Origin of the sequence: Nocardiopsis alba DSM 43377, assembly GCF_000341225.1 — a bacterium.
In the GTDB taxonomy this organism is placed as follows: domain Bacteria; phylum Actinomycetota; class Actinomycetes; order Streptosporangiales; family Streptosporangiaceae; genus Nocardiopsis; species Nocardiopsis alba.
In genome coordinates, this window is sequence record NZ_ANAC01000024.1 from 99,045 (window position 1) to 119,370 (window position 20,326).

16 protein-coding genes are annotated in these 20,326 nt (G+C 70.5%); 5 read left to right on the forward strand and 11 right to left on the reverse strand.

Annotated features, from left to right (window positions below; translation table 11 throughout):
- Together D451_RS0122810 and D451_RS0122815 are read left to right on the forward strand one after the other, a co-directional pair.
- Positions 1–987, forward strand: a complete 987-nt coding sequence (locus tag D451_RS0122810; RefSeq protein WP_026125285.1) for an alpha-ketoacid dehydrogenase subunit beta — start codon at positions 1–3, stop codon at positions 985–987.
- Positions 984–2,345: a dihydrolipoamide acetyltransferase family protein gene (locus D451_RS0122815; RefSeq protein WP_017536112.1), complete on the forward strand. Its 1,362-nt coding sequence runs from the start codon at positions 984–986 to the stop codon at positions 2,343–2,345. The genes D451_RS0122810 and D451_RS0122815 overlap by 4 nt, the downstream gene beginning before the upstream one ends.
- Positions 2,346–2,391: 46 nt before the next feature.
- Here D451_RS0122815 and D451_RS0122820 read toward each other — a convergent pair whose 3' ends face one another.
- From D451_RS0122820 to D451_RS0122830, 3 genes are all read right to left on the reverse strand, one after another.
- Complete coding sequence (locus D451_RS0122820) at positions 2,392–2,868, reverse strand: SRPBCC family protein (RefSeq protein ID WP_014908164.1); 477 nt, start codon at positions 2,866–2,868, stop codon at positions 2,392–2,394.
- A gap of 108 nt (positions 2,869–2,976) precedes the next feature.
- Positions 2,977–5,010, reverse strand: a complete 2,034-nt coding sequence (gene paaZ, locus D451_RS0122825; RefSeq protein WP_017536114.1) for a phenylacetic acid degradation bifunctional protein PaaZ — start codon at positions 5,008–5,010, stop codon at positions 2,977–2,979.
- A gap of 287 nt (positions 5,011–5,297) precedes the next feature.
- Positions 5,298–5,819, reverse strand: a complete 522-nt coding sequence (locus D451_RS0122830; protein ID WP_026125286.1) for a YbaK/EbsC family protein — start codon at positions 5,817–5,819, stop codon at positions 5,298–5,300.
- 149 nt (positions 5,820–5,968) lie between these two features.
- Here D451_RS0122830 and D451_RS0122835 point away from each other — a divergent pair, with 149 nt between their 5' ends.
- Together D451_RS0122835 and D451_RS0122840 are read left to right on the forward strand one after the other, a co-directional pair.
- Positions 5,969–7,693 (forward strand): DUF2207 domain-containing protein, encoded by a 1,725-nt coding sequence (locus tag D451_RS0122835; protein WP_241463371.1) that lies wholly within the window; start codon positions 5,969–5,971, stop codon positions 7,691–7,693.
- Between the two features lie 96 nt (positions 7,694–7,789).
- Positions 7,790–9,559 carry a PASTA domain-containing protein gene (locus D451_RS0122840; protein ID WP_017536117.1) on the forward strand — a complete coding sequence of 590 codons (1,770 nt, stop codon included), beginning with the start codon at positions 7,790–7,792 and terminating at the stop codon, positions 9,557–9,559.
- Positions 9,560–9,584: 25 nt separating this feature from the next.
- Here D451_RS0122840 and D451_RS0122845 read toward each other — a convergent pair whose 3' ends face one another.
- From D451_RS0122845 to D451_RS0122855, 3 genes are all read right to left on the reverse strand, one after another.
- Entirely contained in the window at positions 9,585–10,421 is an 837-nt protein-coding gene (locus tag D451_RS0122845; RefSeq protein WP_017536118.1) for an SDR family oxidoreductase, read from the reverse strand.
- 131 nt (positions 10,422–10,552) lie between these two features.
- Positions 10,553–12,553, reverse strand: a complete 2,001-nt coding sequence (locus D451_RS0122850; protein ID WP_026125288.1) for a helix-turn-helix domain-containing protein — start codon at positions 12,551–12,553, stop codon at positions 10,553–10,555.
- Entirely contained in the window at positions 12,538–13,407 is an 870-nt protein-coding gene (locus D451_RS0122855) for a 3-hydroxybutyrate dehydrogenase (protein ID WP_026125289.1), read from the reverse strand. The genes D451_RS0122850 and D451_RS0122855 overlap by 16 nt, the downstream gene beginning before the upstream one ends.
- 233 nt (positions 13,408–13,640) lie before the next feature.
- On the opposite strand from D451_RS0122855, the gene D451_RS0122860 reads away from it, so the two are divergent.
- Complete coding sequence (locus tag D451_RS0122860; protein WP_017536120.1) at positions 13,641–14,900, forward strand: extracellular catalytic domain type 1 short-chain-length polyhydroxyalkanoate depolymerase; 1,260 nt, start codon at positions 13,641–13,643, stop codon at positions 14,898–14,900.
- 187 nt (positions 14,901–15,087) lie between these two features.
- Here the strand turns inward: D451_RS0122860 and D451_RS0122865 are convergent, their stop codons facing one another.
- From D451_RS0122865 to D451_RS0122885, 5 genes are all read right to left on the reverse strand, one after another.
- Positions 15,088–15,573 (reverse strand): MarR family winged helix-turn-helix transcriptional regulator, encoded by a 486-nt coding sequence (locus D451_RS0122865; protein ID WP_014913523.1) that lies wholly within the window; start codon positions 15,571–15,573, stop codon positions 15,088–15,090.
- A gap of 141 nt (positions 15,574–15,714) precedes the next feature.
- Positions 15,715–17,364 carry an AMP-binding protein gene (locus tag D451_RS0122870; RefSeq protein ID WP_014911219.1) on the reverse strand — a complete coding sequence of 550 codons (1,650 nt, stop codon included), beginning with the start codon at positions 17,362–17,364 and terminating at the stop codon, positions 15,715–15,717.
- A 234-nt stretch (positions 17,365–17,598) separates the two neighbouring features.
- Entirely contained in the window at positions 17,599–18,270 is a 672-nt protein-coding gene (locus D451_RS0122875; RefSeq protein ID WP_014909430.1) for a hypothetical protein, read from the reverse strand.
- 168 nt (positions 18,271–18,438) lie between these two features.
- Entirely contained in the window at positions 18,439–18,900 is a 462-nt protein-coding gene (locus D451_RS0122880; RefSeq protein WP_017536121.1) for a DUF6114 domain-containing protein, read from the reverse strand.
- A complete protein-coding gene (locus D451_RS0122885) occupies positions 18,891–19,550 on the reverse strand; it encodes a DUF6230 family protein (RefSeq protein WP_017536122.1) in 660 nt (219 codons plus the stop codon). The genes D451_RS0122880 and D451_RS0122885 overlap by 10 nt, the downstream gene beginning before the upstream one ends.
- Positions 19,551–20,326: the final 776 nt, after the last annotated feature.

The following is a 20,326-nucleotide window of genomic DNA, read 5'->3' on the forward strand; positions in this document are numbered from 1 at the left end:
ATGGCGACCGAGAAGCTCTCCATGGCGCAGGCCCTCAACCGAGCGCTGCGCGACTCCCTCGCGGAGGACCCGACCGTCCACGTGTTCGGCGAGGACGTCGGCCCGCTCGGCGGTGTCTTCCGCATCACCGACGGGCTGACCGCCGAGTTCGGCGAGGAACGCTGTTTCGACACCCCGCTGGCCGAGTCCGGGATCGTCGGTATGGCCGTGGGCATGGCGATGAACGGACTGCGTCCGGTGGTCGAGATGCAGTTCGACGCCTTCGCCTACCCGGCCTTCGAGCAGATCGCCAGCCACGTGGCCAAGATCCGCAACCGTACCCGCGGCCGTGTGGAGGTGCCCCTGGTCATCCGGGTCCCCTTCGCCGGCGGCATCGGCGGCGTCGAACACCACTGCGATTCCTCAGAGGCCTACTACGCCCACACCCCCGGCCTGAAGGTGGTCACCCCCGCCACCCCCGAGGACGCCTACTTCCTGCTGCGCGAGTCGATCGCCTCCCCCGACCCGGTCGTCCTCATGGAGCCCAAGAAGCTCTACTGGGCCAAGGGAGAGATCGACGTGGAACGGCCCGCCGCCCCGCTGGGCCGCGCGGTCGTCCGGCGTGAAGGCGCCGACGCCACCCTCATCGCCTACGGACCGACCGTGCCCGTCGCCCTGGAGGCGGCCGAGGCGGCGGCGGCCGAAGGACGCGACCTCCAGGTTGTGGACCTGCGCTCCCTCGTCCCCTTCGACGACGAGACCGTATGCGCGGCGGTGCGCTCCACCGGTCGTGCCGTGGTGATCGCCGAGGCCTCCGGGTTCGCGAGCGTCTCCTCGGAGATCGTCGCCAGGGTCACCGAACGCTGTTTCCACTCGCTGGCCGCCCCGGTCCGCCGGGTCTCCGGTTTCGACATCCCCTATCCCCCGCCCAAGCTGGAGCGGTTCCACCTGCCCGGTGTGGACCGCGTCCTCGACGCCGTCGACGACCTTCAGTGGGAGGACCAGTGACCGCACGGACCTTCGACCTGCCCGACCTCGGCGAGGGCCTGACCGAGGCCGAGGTGGTCCGCTGGCTGGTCGCCGTCGGCGACACCGTCGCCCTCGACCAGCCGATCGTCGAGGTGGAGACCGCCAAGTCCCTCGTGGAGGTGCCCTCCCCCTTCGCCGGCACGGTCGGCGTACTGCACGGCGCGGAGGGCGAGGTGATGGAGGTCGGTCGACCGCTCATCACCGTGGAGACGGAGGTCCCCTCCGCGGAGGCCCGGGTCCCGGACCCGGCCGTGCCGGAGACCACCGAGGACCCCGCCGGTGAACGTTACCGGGAGGAGGAGCGCGCGGGTTCGGGCAACGTCCTCATCGGCTACGGCACATCCGAGGGGAGCCCTTCGGGACGTCGGCGCCGTCCGCGTGTCAGGGTGACCGTGCCCGAGGCCCGTCCTTCGGTGGAGACGCGCCGTGTCCCTCTGGTCACCTCTCCCCTGGTCAGGCAGATGGCCCGGGAGGCCGGGCTGCGCGTGGGAGACCTCCAGGGCAGTGGACCCGGTGGGCTCGTCACCCGTCGGGACGTACGCTCCGCGATCGAGGCGGCCGGCGCCAACACCGCTCCGGCCCCGTCCGCCCCGATCGCGGTCCCCTCTCCCCCATCTCCGGTGGAGCCGGGCGCGGTCGACGCCCGCACCGGTCTGATCGAATCCCGCAGGGTGCCGATGGGCGCCTTCCGCAGGACGATGGCCGCGTCGCTCTCGCGCAGCCGCAGTGAGATCCCCGAGGCCACCGTGTGGGTGGACGTGGACGCCACCGAACTGGTGCGGCTGCGCGAGGCGAACCCGGAGGGTCCCGGCCTCCTCGCCCACGTGGCCCGGTTCGTCCTGGCGGGGCTGCGCGCCCACCCCGAACTCAACGGACTGGTGGACGCCGAACGTTCGGAACTGGTCCAGTACGACGGGGTCAACCTCGGTCTGGCCGTCCAGACCGAACGAGGTCTGGTCGCCCCGGCCGTGATGGGGGCGCACCGGATGACCACGGCCGAGTTGGACACCGCGATCAGGGAGGTGACCCGACGGGCGCGTGAGGGCGGACTCTCCTCCGAGCAGATGACCGGCGGTACCTTCACCCTGAACAACTACGGATCGCTCCGGGTGGACGGCAGCGCCGCGATCATCAACCATCCCCAGGTGGCGATCCTCGGCCTCGGCCGGATCATCGATCGCCCCTGGGTCGTGGACGGGGAGTTGACGGTCCGCAAGATCACGCAGTTGTCCTTCGCCTTCGACCACCGGGTCTGCGACGGCGGCACGGCGGCGGGCTTCATGCGCGTGGTCGCCGACGCGATGGAGGACCCGGGGCGGGCCATCGCCCACCTGTGACGGGCGGGCGTTCCGGCGGGGTCGGACCCTGCCGGAACGCCCTTTCTCATCCACTCCCGAGCGCGGCGCGCATCCGACGCAGGCGGGGGCCGAACGCGCCGCGGATCGCGATCGCGACCGCGAGGTCGCCGACCGGCCCGAGCCCGGTGGAGAACTCCACGACGTCGGTGTGCCGGGTGCCCTCCGCGAACGGCTCGACCGTGTGCGTGTGCCGCCAATAGCGGAAGGGGCCGCTCACCTGGAGGTCGCTGAACGTGCGTCCCTCCTCGTAGGCGTCGATGACGGCGGTCCACCGTACGGGTGCGAGACCGGCCGCGCCCCAGCGCAGGTCGAGGATCCCGCCCCTGCCGAAGGGTTCGGGCCAGTCCCGGACCCCCACCCCCGGCGGCATCGCGTCCAGGAAGGCCGACCGGTCGACGATCAGGGCGAACACCCGATCCACCGGGGCGTCGAAGTCCTCGGTCACCCTCAGGACGGTGGTCCGCCGCGGACGGACCCTTCTGTCGTGTCCTCTTCTCGACACGTACCCTCCTCCGTCGTGCTCCCGGCGCGCCGCCGCCCCCGACGGATACCACGATCCGGTCGGGGGCGACGGGAGACGGGCCGGAGGGTCACCGGCGCGGCGGGGCGACTACTCCTCGCCCTTGGCGACCAGGGTGAGGACGTCGTAGGTGGCGACGACCTCTCCGCTCTGATCGGTGACGACCGCGTCCCAGCGCACCTCGCCGTAGTCGGCGTTGGTGCGCGGCGTGATCTGCTTGGCGGTCAGGGTCACCTTGATGACCGCGTCCTCCTTCACCGGGGTGAGGAAGCGCAGGTGGTCGACGCCGAAGTTGGCGAGCACCGGGCCCGGAGCGGGATCGACGAACAGCCCGGCGGCCAACGACACGACCAGGTAGCCGTGGGCCACGATCCCGCCGAACAGCGGGTTGGCGGCCGCGGCCTCCTCATCGGTGTGCGCGTAGAAGGTGTCCCCGGTGAACTCCGCGAAGTGGTCGATGTCGGCGCGGGTCACGGCGCGTTCGGCCGACTCGATGGTGTCGCCGATCCGCAGACGGGACAGGTCCTTGCGGAACGGGTGGACGTCGTCGGCCAGGCGGCGCGAGCCCGGGGTCCACTGACCGGTGATCGCGGTGATCATGTCCGGGGAGCCCTGGAGGGCGGTGCGCTGCATGTGGTGCTTGACGCCGCGCACGCCGCCCAGCTCCTCGCCACCGCCGGCGCGCCCGGGGCCGCCGTGCACCAGGGCGGGGAGCGGGGACCCGTGGCCGGTCGACTCCTTGGCGTCGTCCCGGTCGAGCACCAGGACACGCCCGTGCCAGGGGGCGGTGCCCAGGACGACCTCGCGGGCCACGTCCTCGTCGTGGGTGACCAGGGAACCGACCAGGCCGCCCCGGCCCAGCGCGGCCAGCTCGACGGCCTCGGCCACCGTGTCGTAGGTGATGACGGTGGACACCGGGCCGAAGGCCTCGATCTCGTGCGGCTCACGCGCGCCCGGCTCGGCGCGCAGCAGGATCGGTGACATGAACGCGCCCGACCCGTCGTCGGCCCCGATGACCTCGACCCGGTCGGGGTCTCCGAACACGATCTCGGCGGAGCGTCCCAGAGCCCCGATCGCCTCGCGTACCGCCTCGCGCTGTTCGAGGGAGACCAGCGCGCCCATCCGGCTGTCGGGATGGTCGGCCGCCCCGACACGGACCTTGGACAGGCGGTCGGTGAGGGCTTCGATGACGGCGTCGGCCATGCCGGAGGGCACGAGCACGCGGCGGATGGCGGTGCACTTCTGGCCCGCCTTGACGGTCATCTCCGCGACGACCTGCTTCACGTACAGGTCGAACTCGGGGTCCTCGACCCGCACGTCCGGCCCGAGCATCGAGAAGTTGAGGGAGTCGGCCTCCACGTTGAGCTGAACGCCGCCGCGGACCACGTTCGGGTGTTCGCGCAGGAGCGCGCCGGTGGCGGCCGAGCCGGTGAAGCCGACGATGTCCTGGGGACCGAGGTGGTCGAGCAGCCCCTCGTGGGTGCCGACGAGGACCTGGAGGGATCCCTCGGGCAGCAGCCCGGACTCGATGATCCGTCGGACCACGGCGACCGTGAGGTAGGCGGTCTGGTCGGCGGGCTTGACGATGCTGGGCAGTCCCGCGAGGAAGGCCGGGGCGAGTTTCTCCAGCATGCCCCAGACGGGGAAGTTGAAGGCGTTGATCTGGAGGGCCACCCCGGGGCGGGAGGTGTAGACGTGCTGTCCGACGAACGTGCCGCCCTTGCTCAAGGGTTCGGGGGGTCCGTCGAGGATGACGGTGGAGTTGGGCAGTTCGCGGCGTCCCTTGCCGGAGAAGCCGAAGAGGGTGCCGAAGCCGCCGTCGACGTCGACCATCGTGTCGCGAGAGGTGGCGCCGGTCCGGTGGGAGAGGGCGTAGAACTCGTCCTTGTACCCCATCAGGTGTTTGGCGACCTCCTTGAGGAGGACCGCCCGCTCGTGGAAGGTGAGCGCGCGCACGGCGGGGCCGCCCACGGAGCGCGCGTAGTCGATCATCCCGGCGATGTCGGGGGTGTTCTTCGAGATCCGGGCGACGGTCTCCCCGGTGTTCGCGTCGGCCAGGGGCGTGCCCTCGTCCGAGGGGGTGAACCACGACCCTCGGGCGTAACTCTCCAGTACTCCGGACACCTGGCGGTCCTCTCCTCGGCTGGCGGGTCTGGTGGAACAGTATTACAGACCGATCGGTCAGTAAATAGGACCGGTTCGGCGGAGACCCTTTCCGGTGGGTGTCGTCGCCGCTCGGGCGGCGTACAGGGCCCGTCGATCGGCCTCACGGGTGCGCTCGAGAATCGCTCACTCGGGCACTTCGAGGTACGGTCGGCCCGAAAACCCCAGGAAATCCGCCCAAACCATAGGTCGTTTTGTCGACAAATCGACTTCCACAAGGCTCCCCGGGAAGATCCCCAGGAGACCCCCTACTTCGTCAGGGAGAGGACCTCGGCGCCGGGCAGTTCGGCCAACAGCGGGCCCGGGACCCGCAGCTTGGAACGGCGCAGGCCGCTGCCCACCACCACCCACGGGGTGTCGTGGACCTCCTTGTCCACCAGGAGCGGCCACTCCTTCGGCAGACCGAACGGGGTGATGCCGCCGTACTCCATCCCGGTCTCCCCGGTCGCCTCCTCCATCGGGGCGAAGGACACCTTGCGCGCGCCCAGGTGGCGGCGCAGTACCCCGTTGACGTCCGCGCGTCGCGTGGCCGGCACCACGCACGCCGCGTAGGAGACCTCTCCGCCGCGCTTGGCCGACAGCACCACGCAGTTGGCGCTCGTGTCCAGGGACAACCCGTAGCGTTCGCAGAACGTCGCCGTGTCCGCCGACTCGGGGTCGATCCGCGCGATCCGCGCGGAACCGTCGAACCTGGTCATAGCGGCGCGCACCGCCTCGGCCATCAACTCAGGGTGATCCAGCGCGGGTTTCCACTCGATCCGCTCCGTCATGACCGCTCCCCACTCGCGTTCCGCACCGTGCGGGACCATGATGCCGCACGGCCACCGACTGTACGGGTCGCACCCGACCGTTCGCGGGTACGCCGGCCACGGTCGGCCGGCGTACCCCGAAGCGAGGAACATCCCCCTATGGTCGATCCATGCCGAAAACCCTCCGAAGGCGTTGTTCCGTGCTGACGGCGCTCCTGTTCACGGTCGCATCGCTCGCCTCTTCGGCCCCCGCCTCCGCGAACTCCCTGATGGGGGACGGCATCACCCGCTACCACACCGAGGCGGAGATCCGTGAGGACGGCACGGTCGAGGTCACCGAGTCCATCACCTACGACTTCGGACACCGACCGAGTGCGGGGATCTCCCGCCACATCCCCGTCGACCTGGGAAGCGGCCCCCTGCGCTCCAGGCACGTCGAGGTGCGCGACCTGGAGGTGCGGAGCCCCACCGGCGCCGAGACCGCCCTCGATTTCGAAGGGGTGGAGGAGGGGGAACACCTCGTGCTCATCGGTCTGGAGGACTCCCCCGAGACCCATGTCACCAAGGAACAGACCTACGAGATCTCCTACACCCTGGTCGGCGCGATCGTCGAGCGGAGAGGACACGACGAGTTCCACTGGAACTTCGTCGGGAGCGAGTGGGACGTCCCCAAGGACGACGTCTCGGTCGAGATCACCGCCCCCGAGATCAGCGATCTCTCCTGCCATCGAAAGGTGGAAGGAGAGGACCGTGGCTGCCACGGGTTCGAACATGACGGGACGACCGCCGTCGTATCCCCGTCCTCCCTGACCGAGGACGAGGGGATGGCCGTCACCGTGTCCCTACCGTCGGGGGCCGTGGACACCTCGGTCGTTCTGACCGAGCTCAACGACTTCTGGCGTCCCACCCTCTGGTCGGGTTCCCTGGCCCTGCTCATGCTCGTCCTGGCGATCGCCTGCCCGATGTACCGGGCCCTGGCGGAGACGCGAGCCCGCCGGAGGATGCCCGATCTTCCCCGGGATCTGCACCCGTTGACCGCGTACTCGATGCTCCACGATCGGGTGCGGGTCTCGAGGGCCGCCCTGATCCTCCTCGCCCTCTCGGAGGAGAAGGGGCGGATGGTCTCCGAGCCCGCACCCGAAGCGCCGGGTGGCCGCCTCTTCCACCTGAGCAGCGACGGGCCGAAGCCCGCCCGGGGCCGAGCGGAGGAGCGGTTGCTCCTCAAGGTCTTCGAGGACAGGCGCACCGTCGACCTGGACACACTCGTCTCCTCGCTCGACCGGAGCGCGGGGAGAGAGTTGTTCAAGGCCACGCTCGCCGAACGGCGGTGGTTCATGAAGCTCACCGACCCCGAGCGCTGGACGACGTTCATCGTCACCGTGATCGTCCTCGCGGGGGTCTTCGTGTGCTTACTGGTCGGTGAACTGGTCGAGTTGTCGATATCCGGCGAGGCCATGGCCGGTCTCGGCCCGATCCTCCTGGTGACCCCGTTCATGATGATCGGCCTCTGGCGCGGCAAGGCGTTCTCCCGTCTCACCGCCGCCGGTCGGCACTTGAGGGACCTCTTGGACCAGGCCCGGAAGGACGTTCTGGATCGGGGGACGGATTTCACGGCCTTCGCTCCCTCGTTCGAGCTCGCTCTGGGCGGGGTCGACACACGGGAGGTGCCGAGAGAACGGCGGAGAACCCTGGTCTCTCCCTTCCACTACCGCGACCCTTCCTCCGTGGCCTGGTGGGACGCCCGGCTCCTCTCCTCCATGGGGACCGTAGCGCGCTCCGGACCGAGACGGGGGTGGGTGTTCTCCTCCCACCACCCCTCCTCCTTCCACTCCTCCGGCGGCTCGGGCGGCTTCACCGGGGGCGGTGGAGGAAGCGGGGGCGGGGGCCGCCGCTGATCGAGAGCGGACGAGCGGGCGCTACGGAGGGTCACTGTCCACATTCGGCCTGATGGGGGCGGTGATGTGTGGTTTCGGCACCATAGAATCCGGAACATGACCCCCGATCCCCTCACCGGTCTCGTTCTGCACGGTCGAGTGCTCCTCGAAGACCGGATCCACGGTGACGACACGGTGGCCGTGTACTCCGGCAAGGACACGACCTCCGGACTCCCCGTGACCGTGACCCTCCTCGACCCCGCGGCGGGCGCCGATCCCGCGATCGCGCACGCCTTCCTCGGACGGGCGCAGAGCCTTGCCGGAACCGACGCGCCCGGGCTGATCCGGGCCCTGGGGGACGGGCGCGACGGCGACCACGTGTACATGGTCACCGGGGCGGCCCGGGGCGAGAGCCTGGCGGCCCTGCTCACCGCCGAGGATGGGAACGATCGCTACGGGCCGCGTACGGCCCTGTCGATCGTGGCCGATGTGCTCGCCGTCCTCGCGGAGGCCCACGACCAGGGGTTCGTCCACGGTGGTCCGGGACCGGAGGACGTCCTCTTGGACGAGGACGACCGGGTACTCGTCACCGGGGTCCGCATGGTCGGTGCGGAGGAGGCGGACCCGCGCACCGACGTCCACGCCGTCGGGATCCTGCTGTACACGCTCCTGACGGGGGAGTTCCGGGGCGGAGAGGGCGAGGCTCCGCGCCCCTCGGCGGTGGTGCCCGGGCTCCACCCCGACCTGGACATGCTCGTCGCCAACGCCACCGATCCCAACCCGCGTTACCGGCCGCGCGACGCGGGCCGCTACCTCACCCTGGTCGAACAGGTCCTCCGATCCCTCCCCGAACCGGGGGAGGGGCCGGAGGAGAACGTGAGCACCCGACCGATCCCCGTGATCGAAGGCGCGGAGGCGGGCCCCGCGGATCGGAGGCGGCCTCCGCCCCCATGGCGTCGGATCCCCGTCCTGGTGGGCGCCGGCGTTCTGGTCCTCGGTCTGTTCACGGGGTTCCTGTTCCTCGGATCCGACGACGAGCTCGTACTGCCCGACCTCGTCGGTCTCTCGGTGGAGAGCGCCGAGGACGAACTGGAGTCCCTGGAGTACGGACTGCGTCCCTCCTACGAGGAGGACTACAGCGACGACGTCGAACCGGGCACGGTCGCCGTGACCGAGCCGGCCGCCGGCGTGGTGGTGGAACAGGGGAGTCGGATCCTGCTGTCGATCTCCGTCGGCCCCCGGTACGTCGAGGTCCCCGACGTGGTGGGCGAGAGCGAGACGGAGGCCCGTGACCTTCTGCGCGCGGCCGGGTTCACCTCCGTGGAGATCGTCCAGGAGCACTCCTCCGAACACGACCCCGGCACCGTCCTGTTTTCCACCCCCGAGGTGGGGGAGGAGGGGGACCGGGAGGGTGAGATCACCCTCAACGTCAGCGAGGGCACCATCGTCCCCTCTCTCGTCGGGATGGCGCGCGCCGATGCCGTCTTCGCCCTCGAAGGGCTGAGGCTGCGGGCCGGTGTGGTGGAGACGCCCGACGACACCGCGCCGGAGGGCGAGGTCATCGGGCAGGACCCCGAACCCGGCACGATCGCGGCCGAGGACCAGGAGGTCGTCCTGACCGTCTCCTCCGGCCCGGACGAGGGGGCCGGACAGGAGGAGACCGAGGTCGAGGAGGAGGCCGGCGACGCCGGATCCGAACCGGGGTCGGGAGGCGAGGGTCCGAACGCCGTGTGCTCCGGTCAGCCCTGGAAGGAGCACAAGGTCTACGACGACGGTGACGTCGTCCATTACGAGGGGCGCTTCTACGAGGCGCGCTGGTGGGTCAGGGGAGACCCGCCGAGCGCCTCCGGTGAATGGGGGCCCTGGGCCGACCAAGGGCCGTGCTGAGCGGAGACCTCGCCCCCGGCGGAGGTCACCCCTCGGGGGCGAAGTCGGCCCGATGGTCCCCGACCCACTCCCGGTAGGTCAGGGCGGGGCGTCCCAACACGCGGGGGACGTCCTGGGAGACGGGTTCGACCACATCGACGTTGGCCGACCAGTGGGAGAGGAGCTGGTCGGCGAACTCCTCCCCCACCCGCTCGACGAGCCCGTCCCGGGCCTCCTCCGGTGACTGCTCCACCCACCGTGTCTCGCGACCGATGACCTCGCCGATCACGCGTACCTGCTCCGCCTGGCCGATCGATTCGGGGCCGGTCACCGTGTAGGCACGGCCCACGTGGTCCGGATCGACCAGGGCCCGGACCGCCATCGCCGCGACGTCCTTCTCGTGGACCAGGGAGCGCCGGGCCCGGCCGAACGGCTCCTCGACCACGCCGCGCCGGACCCCCTCCACCCAGAGCAGGGTGTTGGTGGCCAGCCCGCTCACTCGGAGGAAGGTCCATTCGGGCACGTTCCGTCGGACCAGGGTCTCGACGACGCCCCAGACCCCGCCCTCCTCGGCTCCCTGCGCGGACAGGTACACCACTCGGGGGACGCGTCCTCCCAGCGCCTCGACGACCTCGGCCGCCCCCTCCGCCTCGTCGTCCGTGCCGGGCCACACCAGGTAGACGGCGGAGGCCCCCTCGGCCGCGGCGGCCACGTCCTCGGGATCGGTGGTCCGTCCTCGCACGATCTCCGCGCCGGCGGGCAGGGCGGCGCGCTCCGGGTCCCGGGTCATGGCCCGGACGGGGATCCCCTCCGCGAGCAGGCCCGCCACCACGTGGCGCCCCGTGTTCCCTGTGGCTCCTGTGACCAGAACGGGTGCGGTCATCGTCTCTCCTCCGTCGGTGGAGACCGGGTGCGATCCCGGCCGGGCGCCTTTCGGTGCTCAGGAACCACTCAAAGACCTCAACAAAGGTAGAGGTCAAGTCCTCCGGGGAACGTCCTCTGTCCGTGTTCTCGTCAACCGCCGTCCTGCTCGCCGAGCAGATCCACACCCTTGTCGAGTAGACCGTGCAGATGGAGGGCGAGCTGTAGTTCGAGCGCGCGGTCGGGACGCTGCCAGTCCTCCCCGATGAGCCGACCGATCCGCTCCAGACGCTGAGCCACCGTGTTCACGTGGACGTGCAGGTCGTCCTTGGCGCGAGAGAGGTTGCCCCCGGCCGCGAAGTAGGCGCGCAGTGTCCTCACCAGCAGGGTTCCTCGTTCGGCGTCGTACTCCAGAAGCGGTCCCAGGGCGGTCGCCACGAATCCGGGCACGTCGCGGTCCCGGCTCAGCAGCAGCCCGGAGAAGCCGAGGTCTTCGGTGGTGGCGGTGTCCCCCGTGCGCCCCAGCGCCCTCAGGGTCTGTAGACATCGGACCGCCTCGGTGAACGCGCTCCGGAAGGATTCCGGGCCTCGGGTGGGGCCGGCCAGCCCGGCCGTCACCGGACCGTTGACGGCGGTGGTCAGCTCGGTCATCACCCTGCGGCCCGTGTCCGAGGGGTCCGTGCCGGGCAGGGCCAGCACCAGTCGGCCTCCCCTGACCGCGGCCAGGCCCCCGGTCGTCTCGGCGGCGAAGGCCGCGGCCGAACGCAGCCGTTGCGGGTCGCCTCCCGGTGCCTCGGCCACCACCAGGACGTGCGGGGCGTCCAGGTCCGTGTGGAGCAGCGCGGCCCGTTGACGCAGGGACTCCGGATCGCGGGCGGGCATCTCCAGGAGTTCGTTCAGCAGGTCGCCTCGGACCCGGTGCTCGGTCTCGCTCACCGAGCGGCGGATGAGCAGTAGGAGAGCGGTCACCATCGCGGCCCGCTCCAGCACGCGCTGATCGGTGCCGTCCAGTTCCACCCCGTGGAGCACGAGCGTCCCCAGCGGCTCGGTCCCCGCCGCCGCCGTGGCCACCCACGCCTCCCCCACGGATACGGCACGGCCACCGGCCAACGAGGCGCGGGCCGCCTCGGAGAGCGCCTCGTCCCCCTCCGCCAAGGGGTCCCCTCCGGGGGAGAACCCGCCGGCCGTCCCCTCGGGAGAGGCGGTCACCGAGGTGTCGGAGACCCGGTCGTGAACACGCACCGTTCCCCCCAGCACCTCGGCGACCGCGGCCGCGACCTCCCGCACACCGCCACCGCTCAACACGAGGTCGGTGAACCGGTCGTGCGCGTTCGCCGACCTCTCCACCGACGCCGTGTGCCGTTGCAGACGTTCGTTCACGACGTGCAGTTCGTCCAGGGCCCGGCGGGTGTCGTCGATGAGGTTGGCGTTGTCGATCGCGATCGCCGCGTGGGTGGCCAGGGACGACAGCAGGGCCACCTCCGAGTGCGCGAACGGCCGCTCTCGTCGGTTGGCCGCGAACAGCACCCCTACTCGGCGCCCGTTCATCCGCAACGGCACGCCGAGGATCGCCACCAGCCCCTCCTCGCGCACCCCGTCGTCGATGTTCTGAGCGTGCTCGAAACGGGGGTCCGCGAAGTAGTTGGCGGTCACGTAAGGCAGCGACGTGCTGGCCACCAGACCGCCCAGGCCCTTTCCCGGGGCCAGGCGGAGCCGCTGGAAGGTGGCCGAGACCGACCCCGACGTCACCCGCATGTAGGTGTCGCCGGCCTCCGGATCGCTCAGGGTCAGGTACGCCACGTCCGTCCCGAGCAGATGCCGGGCCCGCTCCACGATCGCCCGCAGCACCTGGTCGAGACTGCTCATCCCGGCCAGATCGTTGGCGGTCTCGAAGAGCGCGCTCAACTCCGACTCCCGCCGTTGCCGATCGCGCAGCACCGACCGGACCCGCAACGCCGCCATCTTCGCGTTCTCCAACGCGGCGATCGTCTCCGCGTCCGCCCCGTCCGAGCGCGCGCGCAGCACCGGCCGTTCGTACTCCACGGCCGGCGCGTCACGCAGCAGGAGCCCGAGGTAGAGGGCCTGCCGCTCGGCCTCCGACCGCTCCGGGGAGGTGTCATGGGATCCGGGGGAGGTGCTCAGCTCGAACTCCAGGCTCCGTCGATGGGCAGGGACGCCCCGTTGACGAACGAGGCGTCGTCGGAGCACAGATAGGCGACCATCTCGGCCACCTCGGACGGTTCGATCAGCCGTTTCACGGGGGTGCGGGCCAGAAGCACCTCCGAGACCACACGGTCCTCGGGGAGGCCGTGCGCCTCGGCCTGCTCCGCGATCTGCCGCTCCACCAGGGCGGTCCGCACGTATCCGGGGTTCACACAGTTGGAGGTCACCCCGTGTGGGGCGCCTTCGAGCGCGACCACCTTGGAGAACCCCTCCAGCCCGTGTTTGCCGGCCACGTACGCCGACTTGTAGGCGGAGGCGCGGAGGCCGTGCACGGACGAGATGTTGACGATCCGGCCCCAGCCGCGCTCGTACATGTGCGGCAGGGCCCCGCGCACCACGCGGAACGGTGACTCGACCATGAGTCGAAGGATGAGGGAGAAACGCTCCGGAGGGAAGTCCTGTACGGCGGCGACCGTCTGCACCCCGGCGTTGTTCACCACGATGTCGGATCCCCGCGCCGCCTCCTCGGCGGCGTCCAGGTCGGTCAGGTCCAGTTCCACCGGTTCGCCCACGCCCAGTTCGGCGAGTTCGGCGAGGGCGGCGCCATCGATATCGACCAGACGGACGGTGGCTCCGGCGTCGGCCAGACGCGTCGCGCACGCCCGCCCGATACCGCCGGCGGCGCCGGTCACCAGAGCGGTCCTTCCGGTCAGGTCGACTCGTGTGGTGTGAGAGGTCGATGAGACCTGGGGGGTCGACGGGCCGGAGATGTCCGGAGTAGTGCCGGGGGCGCCGGGCCCGATGGCCTGTCGCGCGTCGTCCCGCGGGGGCTCGTGCGTCGTCATGCCAGAAAACTAGGCGCGGTCCGCGTCACGGGGGATAGACCCGGAACACACACCCCCGGGTCTTCTCATGTGGATCGTGCCCATGCCCGACCGGGCTCCTGTGGACTTCCCACCCGTCGATCCACTGTGATCAGAGTCTCACGTACATGTCGCGCGAATCACTTGAAGTCTAGGCTTCGACGCACCGGTTCGGCCGAACCTCCCGCTCGTCGACCCACTTCCGGAGCCGCACCATGCACCCCCACGCCCACCGGATCCTCCCCGACACCGGACCACCGATCCCGGCCCGCCTCGGCGCCCCCGCCCTCTCCGTGGTCGTCGTCCTCCTCCTGGCCCTGGCCGTCCTGGTCGTCACGGCACCGCGCGCCTCGGCCGCCGAACTCACCCCGGTGCCCTCCTTCGGGGCCGACCCCGGGAACCTCGCCATGCACGAGTACGTTCCCGACGGCCTCTCGGACGGGGCGCCCCTGGTCGTCCTCCTGCACGGCTGCACGCAGAGCGCAGCCGACTACCACCGCTCCTCCGGATGGGCCGAGCAGGCCGAGAGCTCCGGCCTGGCCCTCGTCTACGCCGAGCAGAGGACGGCCAACAACGCGAACCGGTGCTTCAACTGGTTCGAGCCCGGCGACGTGGCCCGAGGCTCCGGAGAGGCCCGATCGATCGCCTCGATGGTGGAGTCCGCCGTCTCCCGTCACGGCCTGGACACCGACCGCGTCTTCGTCTCGGGGCTGTCCGCCGGCGGCGCGATGACCGCCGAACTCCTGGCCGCCTACCCCGACCTCTTCGCCGGCGGCGGCGTCGTCGCGGGTGTGCCGGTGGGATGCGCGTCCGGCATGATCGACGCGTTCACCTGCATGAACCCCGGGAAGAGCCTGACCCCGCAGCAGTGGGGCGACCGGGTCCGGGCCAAACTCCCCGACGGCGCCGAGCCGCCCCGCGTGGCGATCTGGCATGGAACCGCCGACACCACCGTCTCCCCGGCCAACGGACGGTCGAGTGTCGCCCAGTGGGTGAACGTCCTGGGACTTTCCTCCGAACCCGACGGCACGGAGAGCCTGCCGGGGCCCACCACCGTCGAGTACTACGGCGGAGGAGCGGAGGACGCCGCGGTCGCCTATTTCTCCGTCGCGGGGATGGGGCACGGGACCCCGGTCGACCCGTCCGCCGGATGCGGTGCCGCCGGCGCCCACTTCCTCGACACGGTCTGTTCCGCCGGGTACACCGCGCTGTTCTGGGGCATCGGGGGGAGCGACGGGGGACCCACGGATCCGCCGACCGGTGAACCCACCGGTGAACCGACCGAGGGGCCCGCGGGGGAGTGCGTGACGGCGAGCAACCACACCCACGTCGCACAAGGGCGGGCCGAACACCGTCTGGGATACGCCTACGCGCTCGGGTCCGGTGACCCGCTCGGGCTGTGGAACACGGCCGTGCGGACCTCGCTGACCGAGACCGCCGCAGGCCACTGGGAACTCACTCCGGGCGGCTGCTGAGACGCGGACCCGCGAGTGATCGGGGCCGCGCGATCCCGATCCGGGGCGACCCGTGCGGGTGGACAGGCAGGCCCATCCGCACGGGACGCCCTTCTTCTCTCGGTGACGGGCACGACCCCCGTGGTGCCCGCCCGCCGCCTCTTCGGCCTCGCCGCGGGGGCGAGGCCGAAGAGGGCGCGCTCCGACCTCAGGGTCCCTCGGTGACGCGGGCCTCGCCCGCGAGCACGTTGGTGGTCAGTCGGCGCAGCGCGAGTCTGGTCGCCTCGAATTCCTCTTCGGGCAGGTCGATCACCCGTCCGATGGCCTCCGGGACGCCTCGGGCCCGTTCGCGCAGAGCGGCCCCCTCCTCGGTGAGGGTGACCCGTACCGAGCGCTCGTCCTCGGGGTCCCGCTCCCGCCTGAGCAGACCATTGGTCTCCAGGCGCTTGAGCAGGGGGGTGAGCGTCCCGTAGTCGAGTTGGAGTACGGCCCCGATCTCCTTGACCGAACACTCCCCTCGTTCCCACAGGAGCATCATCACGAGGTACTGCGGGTAGGTCAGACCGAGCGGGTCCAGCAACGGTCGATAGAGGTTCGTGACAGCCCGGGACGCCGCGTACAGTGCGAAGCACATCTGCTCGTCGACTCGCGGGAGTTCGAAGTCGCCCTCCTGGGCGGGATCTCGGTCCGGCATCACGTCACATCGTAGTAACCCCGCACCCGATGTCAAAGCCCACGATTTAATCGTGCGCAAGGAATATGGGGCGTTCGTGACGAGTCGCCGCACAAGTGGGCACAACGGTGCCGGTGCGTTCCCGCACCGACACCGAACGACCTAGCCCTCCTCGGCTCCGCGCGCGCCGTCGGGGAGCCTGCGCTTGACCACCTTCCCGGTGGCGTTGCGCGGCAACTCCTCCAGCACCACCACGTCCCGTGGCACCGAGAAACGCCCCAAGACCTCGCGCACGTGCAACCTCAGCCGGTTCGGGTCGACGAAACGCCCCTCATAGGGAACGACGTACGCGGCGAACCGCTGCCCGAACTCCTCGTCGGGCACCCCCGCGACCGCCACCTCGCGCACCTCGGGCAGGGCCACGATCGCCTCCTCCACCGGCCGGGGGAACACGTTCTCCCCGCCCGAGACGATCATGTCGTCGTCCCGACCGGCCACGTGCAACAGACCGTTCCCGTCCACGTACCCCCGGTCGCCGGTCTCCATCAGATCCCCGGACATCCGCTTGTGGCCACCGTTCGTGTAGCCGTCGAAGAGCATCTCGTTCCCGACGTGGATGGCGCCCTCGACCCCGGGAGGGACCTCCCGGCCCTGTTCGTCCAACACCGCCAGCCGCGTACCGAGAGGAGCCCTTCCCGCCGTGGTGGGGGCGGAACGCAGCTCTTCGGGCGTGGCGATCGTCGCCCACGACACCTCGGTCGACCCGTACAGGTTGTAGACCACGTCCCCGAACGCGTCCATGAAGTCGCCGATCAACCGGGGATCCATCGCCGATCCGCTGCACGCCACGATCCTCAGTGAGGAGGTGTCGTACCGCTCCCGCGTCGACCTGGGAAGATCCATGATCCGCCGCAGCATCACCGGTACCGCGAACAGGGCCGTGCACCGCCGCTCCTCGATCGTGCGCAGCACGTCCTCGGGCTCGAACAGACGACGCGTCACCAACGTGGCCCGCAACGACATCCCCAACTGGACCCCGGCCAGCCCCCACGTATGGAAGATCGGCGCCGACACCAGGATCCGATCACGGGAGTTCAACGGGATCCGGGACAACACCGAAGCCGCGTCCTGGGGGCCCTTCGGGGTCGGGCGCCGCGCCCCCTTCGGCGCCCCCGTCGTCCCGGACGTCAGCACGATCAACCGCCCCGGCCGCTCCGGCGGCTCCGGGTCGGGCCCCGAGATCTCCCCCGCCTCCGTCGGCACCCGGGGACCGGGAACGTCCGGCTCCCCCCACGCCGTCACCCGGGGGAGCCCCTCCGGCAACCCCCGGCACAACCCCTCGAACTCCTCGTCCACGACCAGCAGGGACACCTCGTGCCGCTCGATCACCTCGGCCAGCGGCCCGGCGGCCAGCCCGGTGTTCAACAGGACCACGTCCGCGCCGAGACGGCCGCAGGCGACGGTGGCCTGCACCAGACCCGAGTGATTACGACACAGGAGTCCCACCCGGGCCCCCGGACGCACCCCCATGTCGTACAGCTCCCGGGCGAAACGCCGGGCCAACAGGTTCATCCGGCCGAAGGTGACGCTCCCCCCGTCATCGATCACCGCGATCCGACCCGGATCACGTTCACCGGCGGCCGCGTAGCCGCCCGCGATGGTGGCGCCCCAGGTGCGTAACCGGCCGAGCTGTCGGACGACCCTGTCGGGGCGGCCGGGGGAGATGACACCGGCCCGGACGAGCACGCCCACCACCTTCAGAGCGTGGCTCAACCTGGACCGGGCGGACGGGACACCGACGTGGGACGCCATGAGGTCTCCGAGGGGGTGTACGGGGACGGGCGAAGCGGTCCGCGCCCTCCGAGGAGCCTTCGCCTCATGACTCCACGGAGTACTGCGACCGTAGGTGAACGAACGGGCCGTGTCTTCGTCCCCATGTGAGCGAGCGTCGGTGGATCGTTGTCACCCGTATGAGCGCTCGAGGCGTGACGGGACATGGGGGACCGGGCCGGCGCGGCGGCGCCGACCCGGTCGGAGAGAGGACGATCAGCCGGTCACGGTGATCGGCGCGGAGGGATCGTCGGCGTTGGTCACCTCATAGGTGGCGGTGAACCCGGCCTCGTCGGTGTCGGGACAGCCCAGGCCGCCCTCCACCACCACGGGGGCCGTGGTGTCGAAGGCCAGGGTCGAGGCGGGGTCGCCGTTGGTCCACGTGCCGGCGATGGCGACGTCGGCGTCCGGACTCACCGTCGCGGTGCACGAGGCCAGACCGCTCGTGGTCACCACGATGCCGCCGGCCGGAACCGTCATGGAACCGGTCGAGGGCTCTCCCGCGAGCATCGACATCTCCCACACCGGGTCGTTCACGGTGACGGTGGCGTTCACCAAGGGCATGTTCGTATCGCAGTCCTCGAAGGTCGGCGCGTTGATCGCCCCGGAGACGGCCCCGTCCGGGTTGTGGTTGTCCGGCGCCTCGGGAACGAGGTTGTTACCGTCCCCCGGAGCGGAGACGGAGACACCACAGGTGACGAGCGTTCCGCCCGCGTCGAAGGTCGCCGTGCCGGTCAGAGCGGCCTCGAAGGAGGCACCGGCGGGTTCGACGGTGGTCGGGCCCTGTTGCGCCGCCAGGGCGGAACCGCCCCAGGCCAGGGCCAGGGCCCCGGCGGCGCAGACGGCCAGGACGGAGGAGTTGCGGGATCTCGGTCGCGGAACCGACATGGTTACTCCTTGTGATGACTGCCGGGCGTCGTGGACGCCCGGCGCGACTGGGGTGCTGTACGCGCCGACGTAGGTGGACGGAACTTGCCGGTGGACCACCGGGACACGTGGCGGACCGGACGGCCGGACCACGTGCCCCGGACACTGAGATGCCGGGGGAGGGGCCGATCAGGATTCGAACGGAGGGAGCGGGACGGTCTCCCGCGCCCGCCGGGTCCTCGAGGCCTCGCCCTTCCCGCGCCGCCCCCGCTTCCGTCGAGGCGGGCGTGCGACCGGGCGCCAGGCGAAGGCCAGACCCCCGCCCGCCAGGGCCAGAAGGGTCCCGATCACGAGACCGCCGAGGTTGGACAGGACGAGCGCGCCCAACGCCACGAACCCGGCGAGACTGCCGGTGATCACGTGCTGGTTCGGGGTGCACCAGGTGATCAGTCCGAGGACGACCAACATGCCGGCGAAGAGCAGGGTGGAGACGGAACCGACGCCAAGGTAGACCATGAGCTCCACCGGCAGACCGGCGATCAGCACCATCTCGATCCCGGCGAGGATCATCAACAGCCCCCCGGAGAAGGGGCGACGCCGACGCCAGCGGGACCAGGCCTCCCACGACCTTCGAAGCGGACTCAGAAGCACTCGTCATCCCCCAGGGAGACGCCGAGGCTCAGGTTGTGCAGTCGGAAGGTGCCCGCGGAGGCGGCCCACGCGGTCTGTTCCAGGTTCTCGACCCGGATCACGTCCGACTGCATGCCGAACAGGTCGGTGTGCCCCTGCCCGCGTCCGAGACCTTGGGGCCCCTTGTCCAGGGTGGAGGCGTCCCTGCCGATCTCGATGTTGTCGAACTCGGCGTCGCCGTCCATCTGTTCCATGTCGATGACCAGGTCGGAGGCGCGCACCGGGGTGCCCGCGTCGCCGGCGGTCAGCATCAGGGAGATGGGTCCGACCATGGGGAACTCGGTGGTCGGCACCGATTGGCAGAGGCCGACGATCTCGGCCTCGCGGATACCGGCGACCGCCACGGGTACCGCCTCGTCGCGGACGGTGGCGTCGATCCAGCCGAACTGGGCGAACCCCTGGCCGGTCATCTCGTCGGCCGAGATCTTGAACTGCTGGCTGGAGATGCTGAAGGTGGCCGCGAGAGCCCCACTGGCCATCGCCACCAGGATTCCGCCGATCGCGGCTCCGGCGGGAACCGAGAAGAGAGCGAACCTCTTCCAGCTGATGTGACTCTCGGGTGCCCGGTCCGTGTCGGTCGGGGGCGCCTTGTCGGGGGATGTGGTGTCCATGCGTGTCCTTCCACAGGGTGCATGGCCGCGCTGCGCCTGTCGTCCCCCCGAACACCCGACACGCGGCCTGTTCCGGTCACTCGCGCCGGAGCGAGGGACCGAAGCGGAAACTGTTCCGATAAGCCGACATCATGTATCGGCCTTCGGGGGATTTCAAGGGCCTTTCGACAACTTTCTCTGCCTTTTCGGATTCCGCGATGAAATGATCTTCGTCCCTTCGCCTGTGGGGCCCTGGCCTGCTTCGACGTGGGTGAAAAGGGGGAACTCGCCCCTGATCGAAGCCCCCTCCGTTCCACGGGTGTCGTTCCGATCGAAACGGTGGGGTGCTTTTCCGTTGTCAGGGACATGAGCGTTGTCGGGTGCCCGTTTCATCAGTTCGGTGAGTGGCTGAGGTGGAGGGGAGAGCGATGGGGAGGGAGGGGAGGAAGGGAGGGTGACCCGTCTCGCCTCGCGCGCGAGGGCGCGGGCGCGCGAGAGACAGGGTGTGGGGCGGGAGGGGGTGTGGAGAAGGTCGGGGAGGGCGGGAACGGGGTGGGGGAGCCTCGGCGGGAGACGGGGCGACGCCGGTTCTCCGGTGACCGCCGACACAGGCGACTCGGTTTGCTCGGGTCCCGGAGTGGGGGTAGTGTTCTCCGAGTCGCCACGGGACGGCGAGCGGGAACCTCGGGTTCACCGTTCGGAACCGGGCCGTGAACTCTCGACACTTCTCTTTCTCAGCCGAAACGGTTCGGGCACTGCCCGGGGCATGTAGGATGAAAGAGTCGCTTCCCGGAAGC

Coding starts and splice junctions, on each gene's coding strand:
- D451_RS0122885 (WP_017536122.1), bottom strand. CDS start 19,550: ATGGACACCACATCCCCCGACAAGGCGCCCCCGACCGACACGGACCGG.
- D451_RS0122860 (WP_017536120.1), top strand. CDS start 13,641: ATGCACCCCCACGCCCACCGGATCCTCCCCGACACCGGACCACCGATC.
- D451_RS0122835 (WP_241463371.1), top strand. CDS start 5,969: ATGCCGAAAACCCTCCGAAGGCGTTGTTCCGTGCTGACGGCGCTCCTG.
- D451_RS0122870 (WP_014911219.1), bottom strand. CDS start 17,364: ATGGCGTCCCACGTCGGTGTCCCGTCCGCCCGGTCCAGGTTGAGCCAC.
- D451_RS0122865 (WP_014913523.1), bottom strand. CDS start 15,573: ATGCCGGACCGAGATCCCGCCCAGGAGGGCGACTTCGAACTCCCGCGA.
- D451_RS0122845 (WP_017536118.1), bottom strand. CDS start 10,421: ATGACCGCACCCGTTCTGGTCACAGGAGCCACAGGGAACACGGGGCGC.
- D451_RS0122855 (WP_026125289.1), bottom strand. CDS start 13,407: ATGACGACGCACGAGCCCCCGCGGGACGACGCGCGACAGGCCATCGGG.
- D451_RS0122840 (WP_017536117.1), top strand. CDS start 7,790: ATGACCCCCGATCCCCTCACCGGTCTCGTTCTGCACGGTCGAGTGCTC.
- D451_RS0122830 (WP_026125286.1), bottom strand. CDS start 5,819: ATGACGGAGCGGATCGAGTGGAAACCCGCGCTGGATCACCCTGAGTTG.
- D451_RS0122810 (WP_026125285.1), top strand. CDS start 1: ATGGCGACCGAGAAGCTCTCCATGGCGCAGGCCCTCAACCGAGCGCTG.
- D451_RS0122875 (WP_014909430.1), bottom strand. CDS start 18,270: ATGTCGGTTCCGCGACCGAGATCCCGCAACTCCTCCGTCCTGGCCGTC.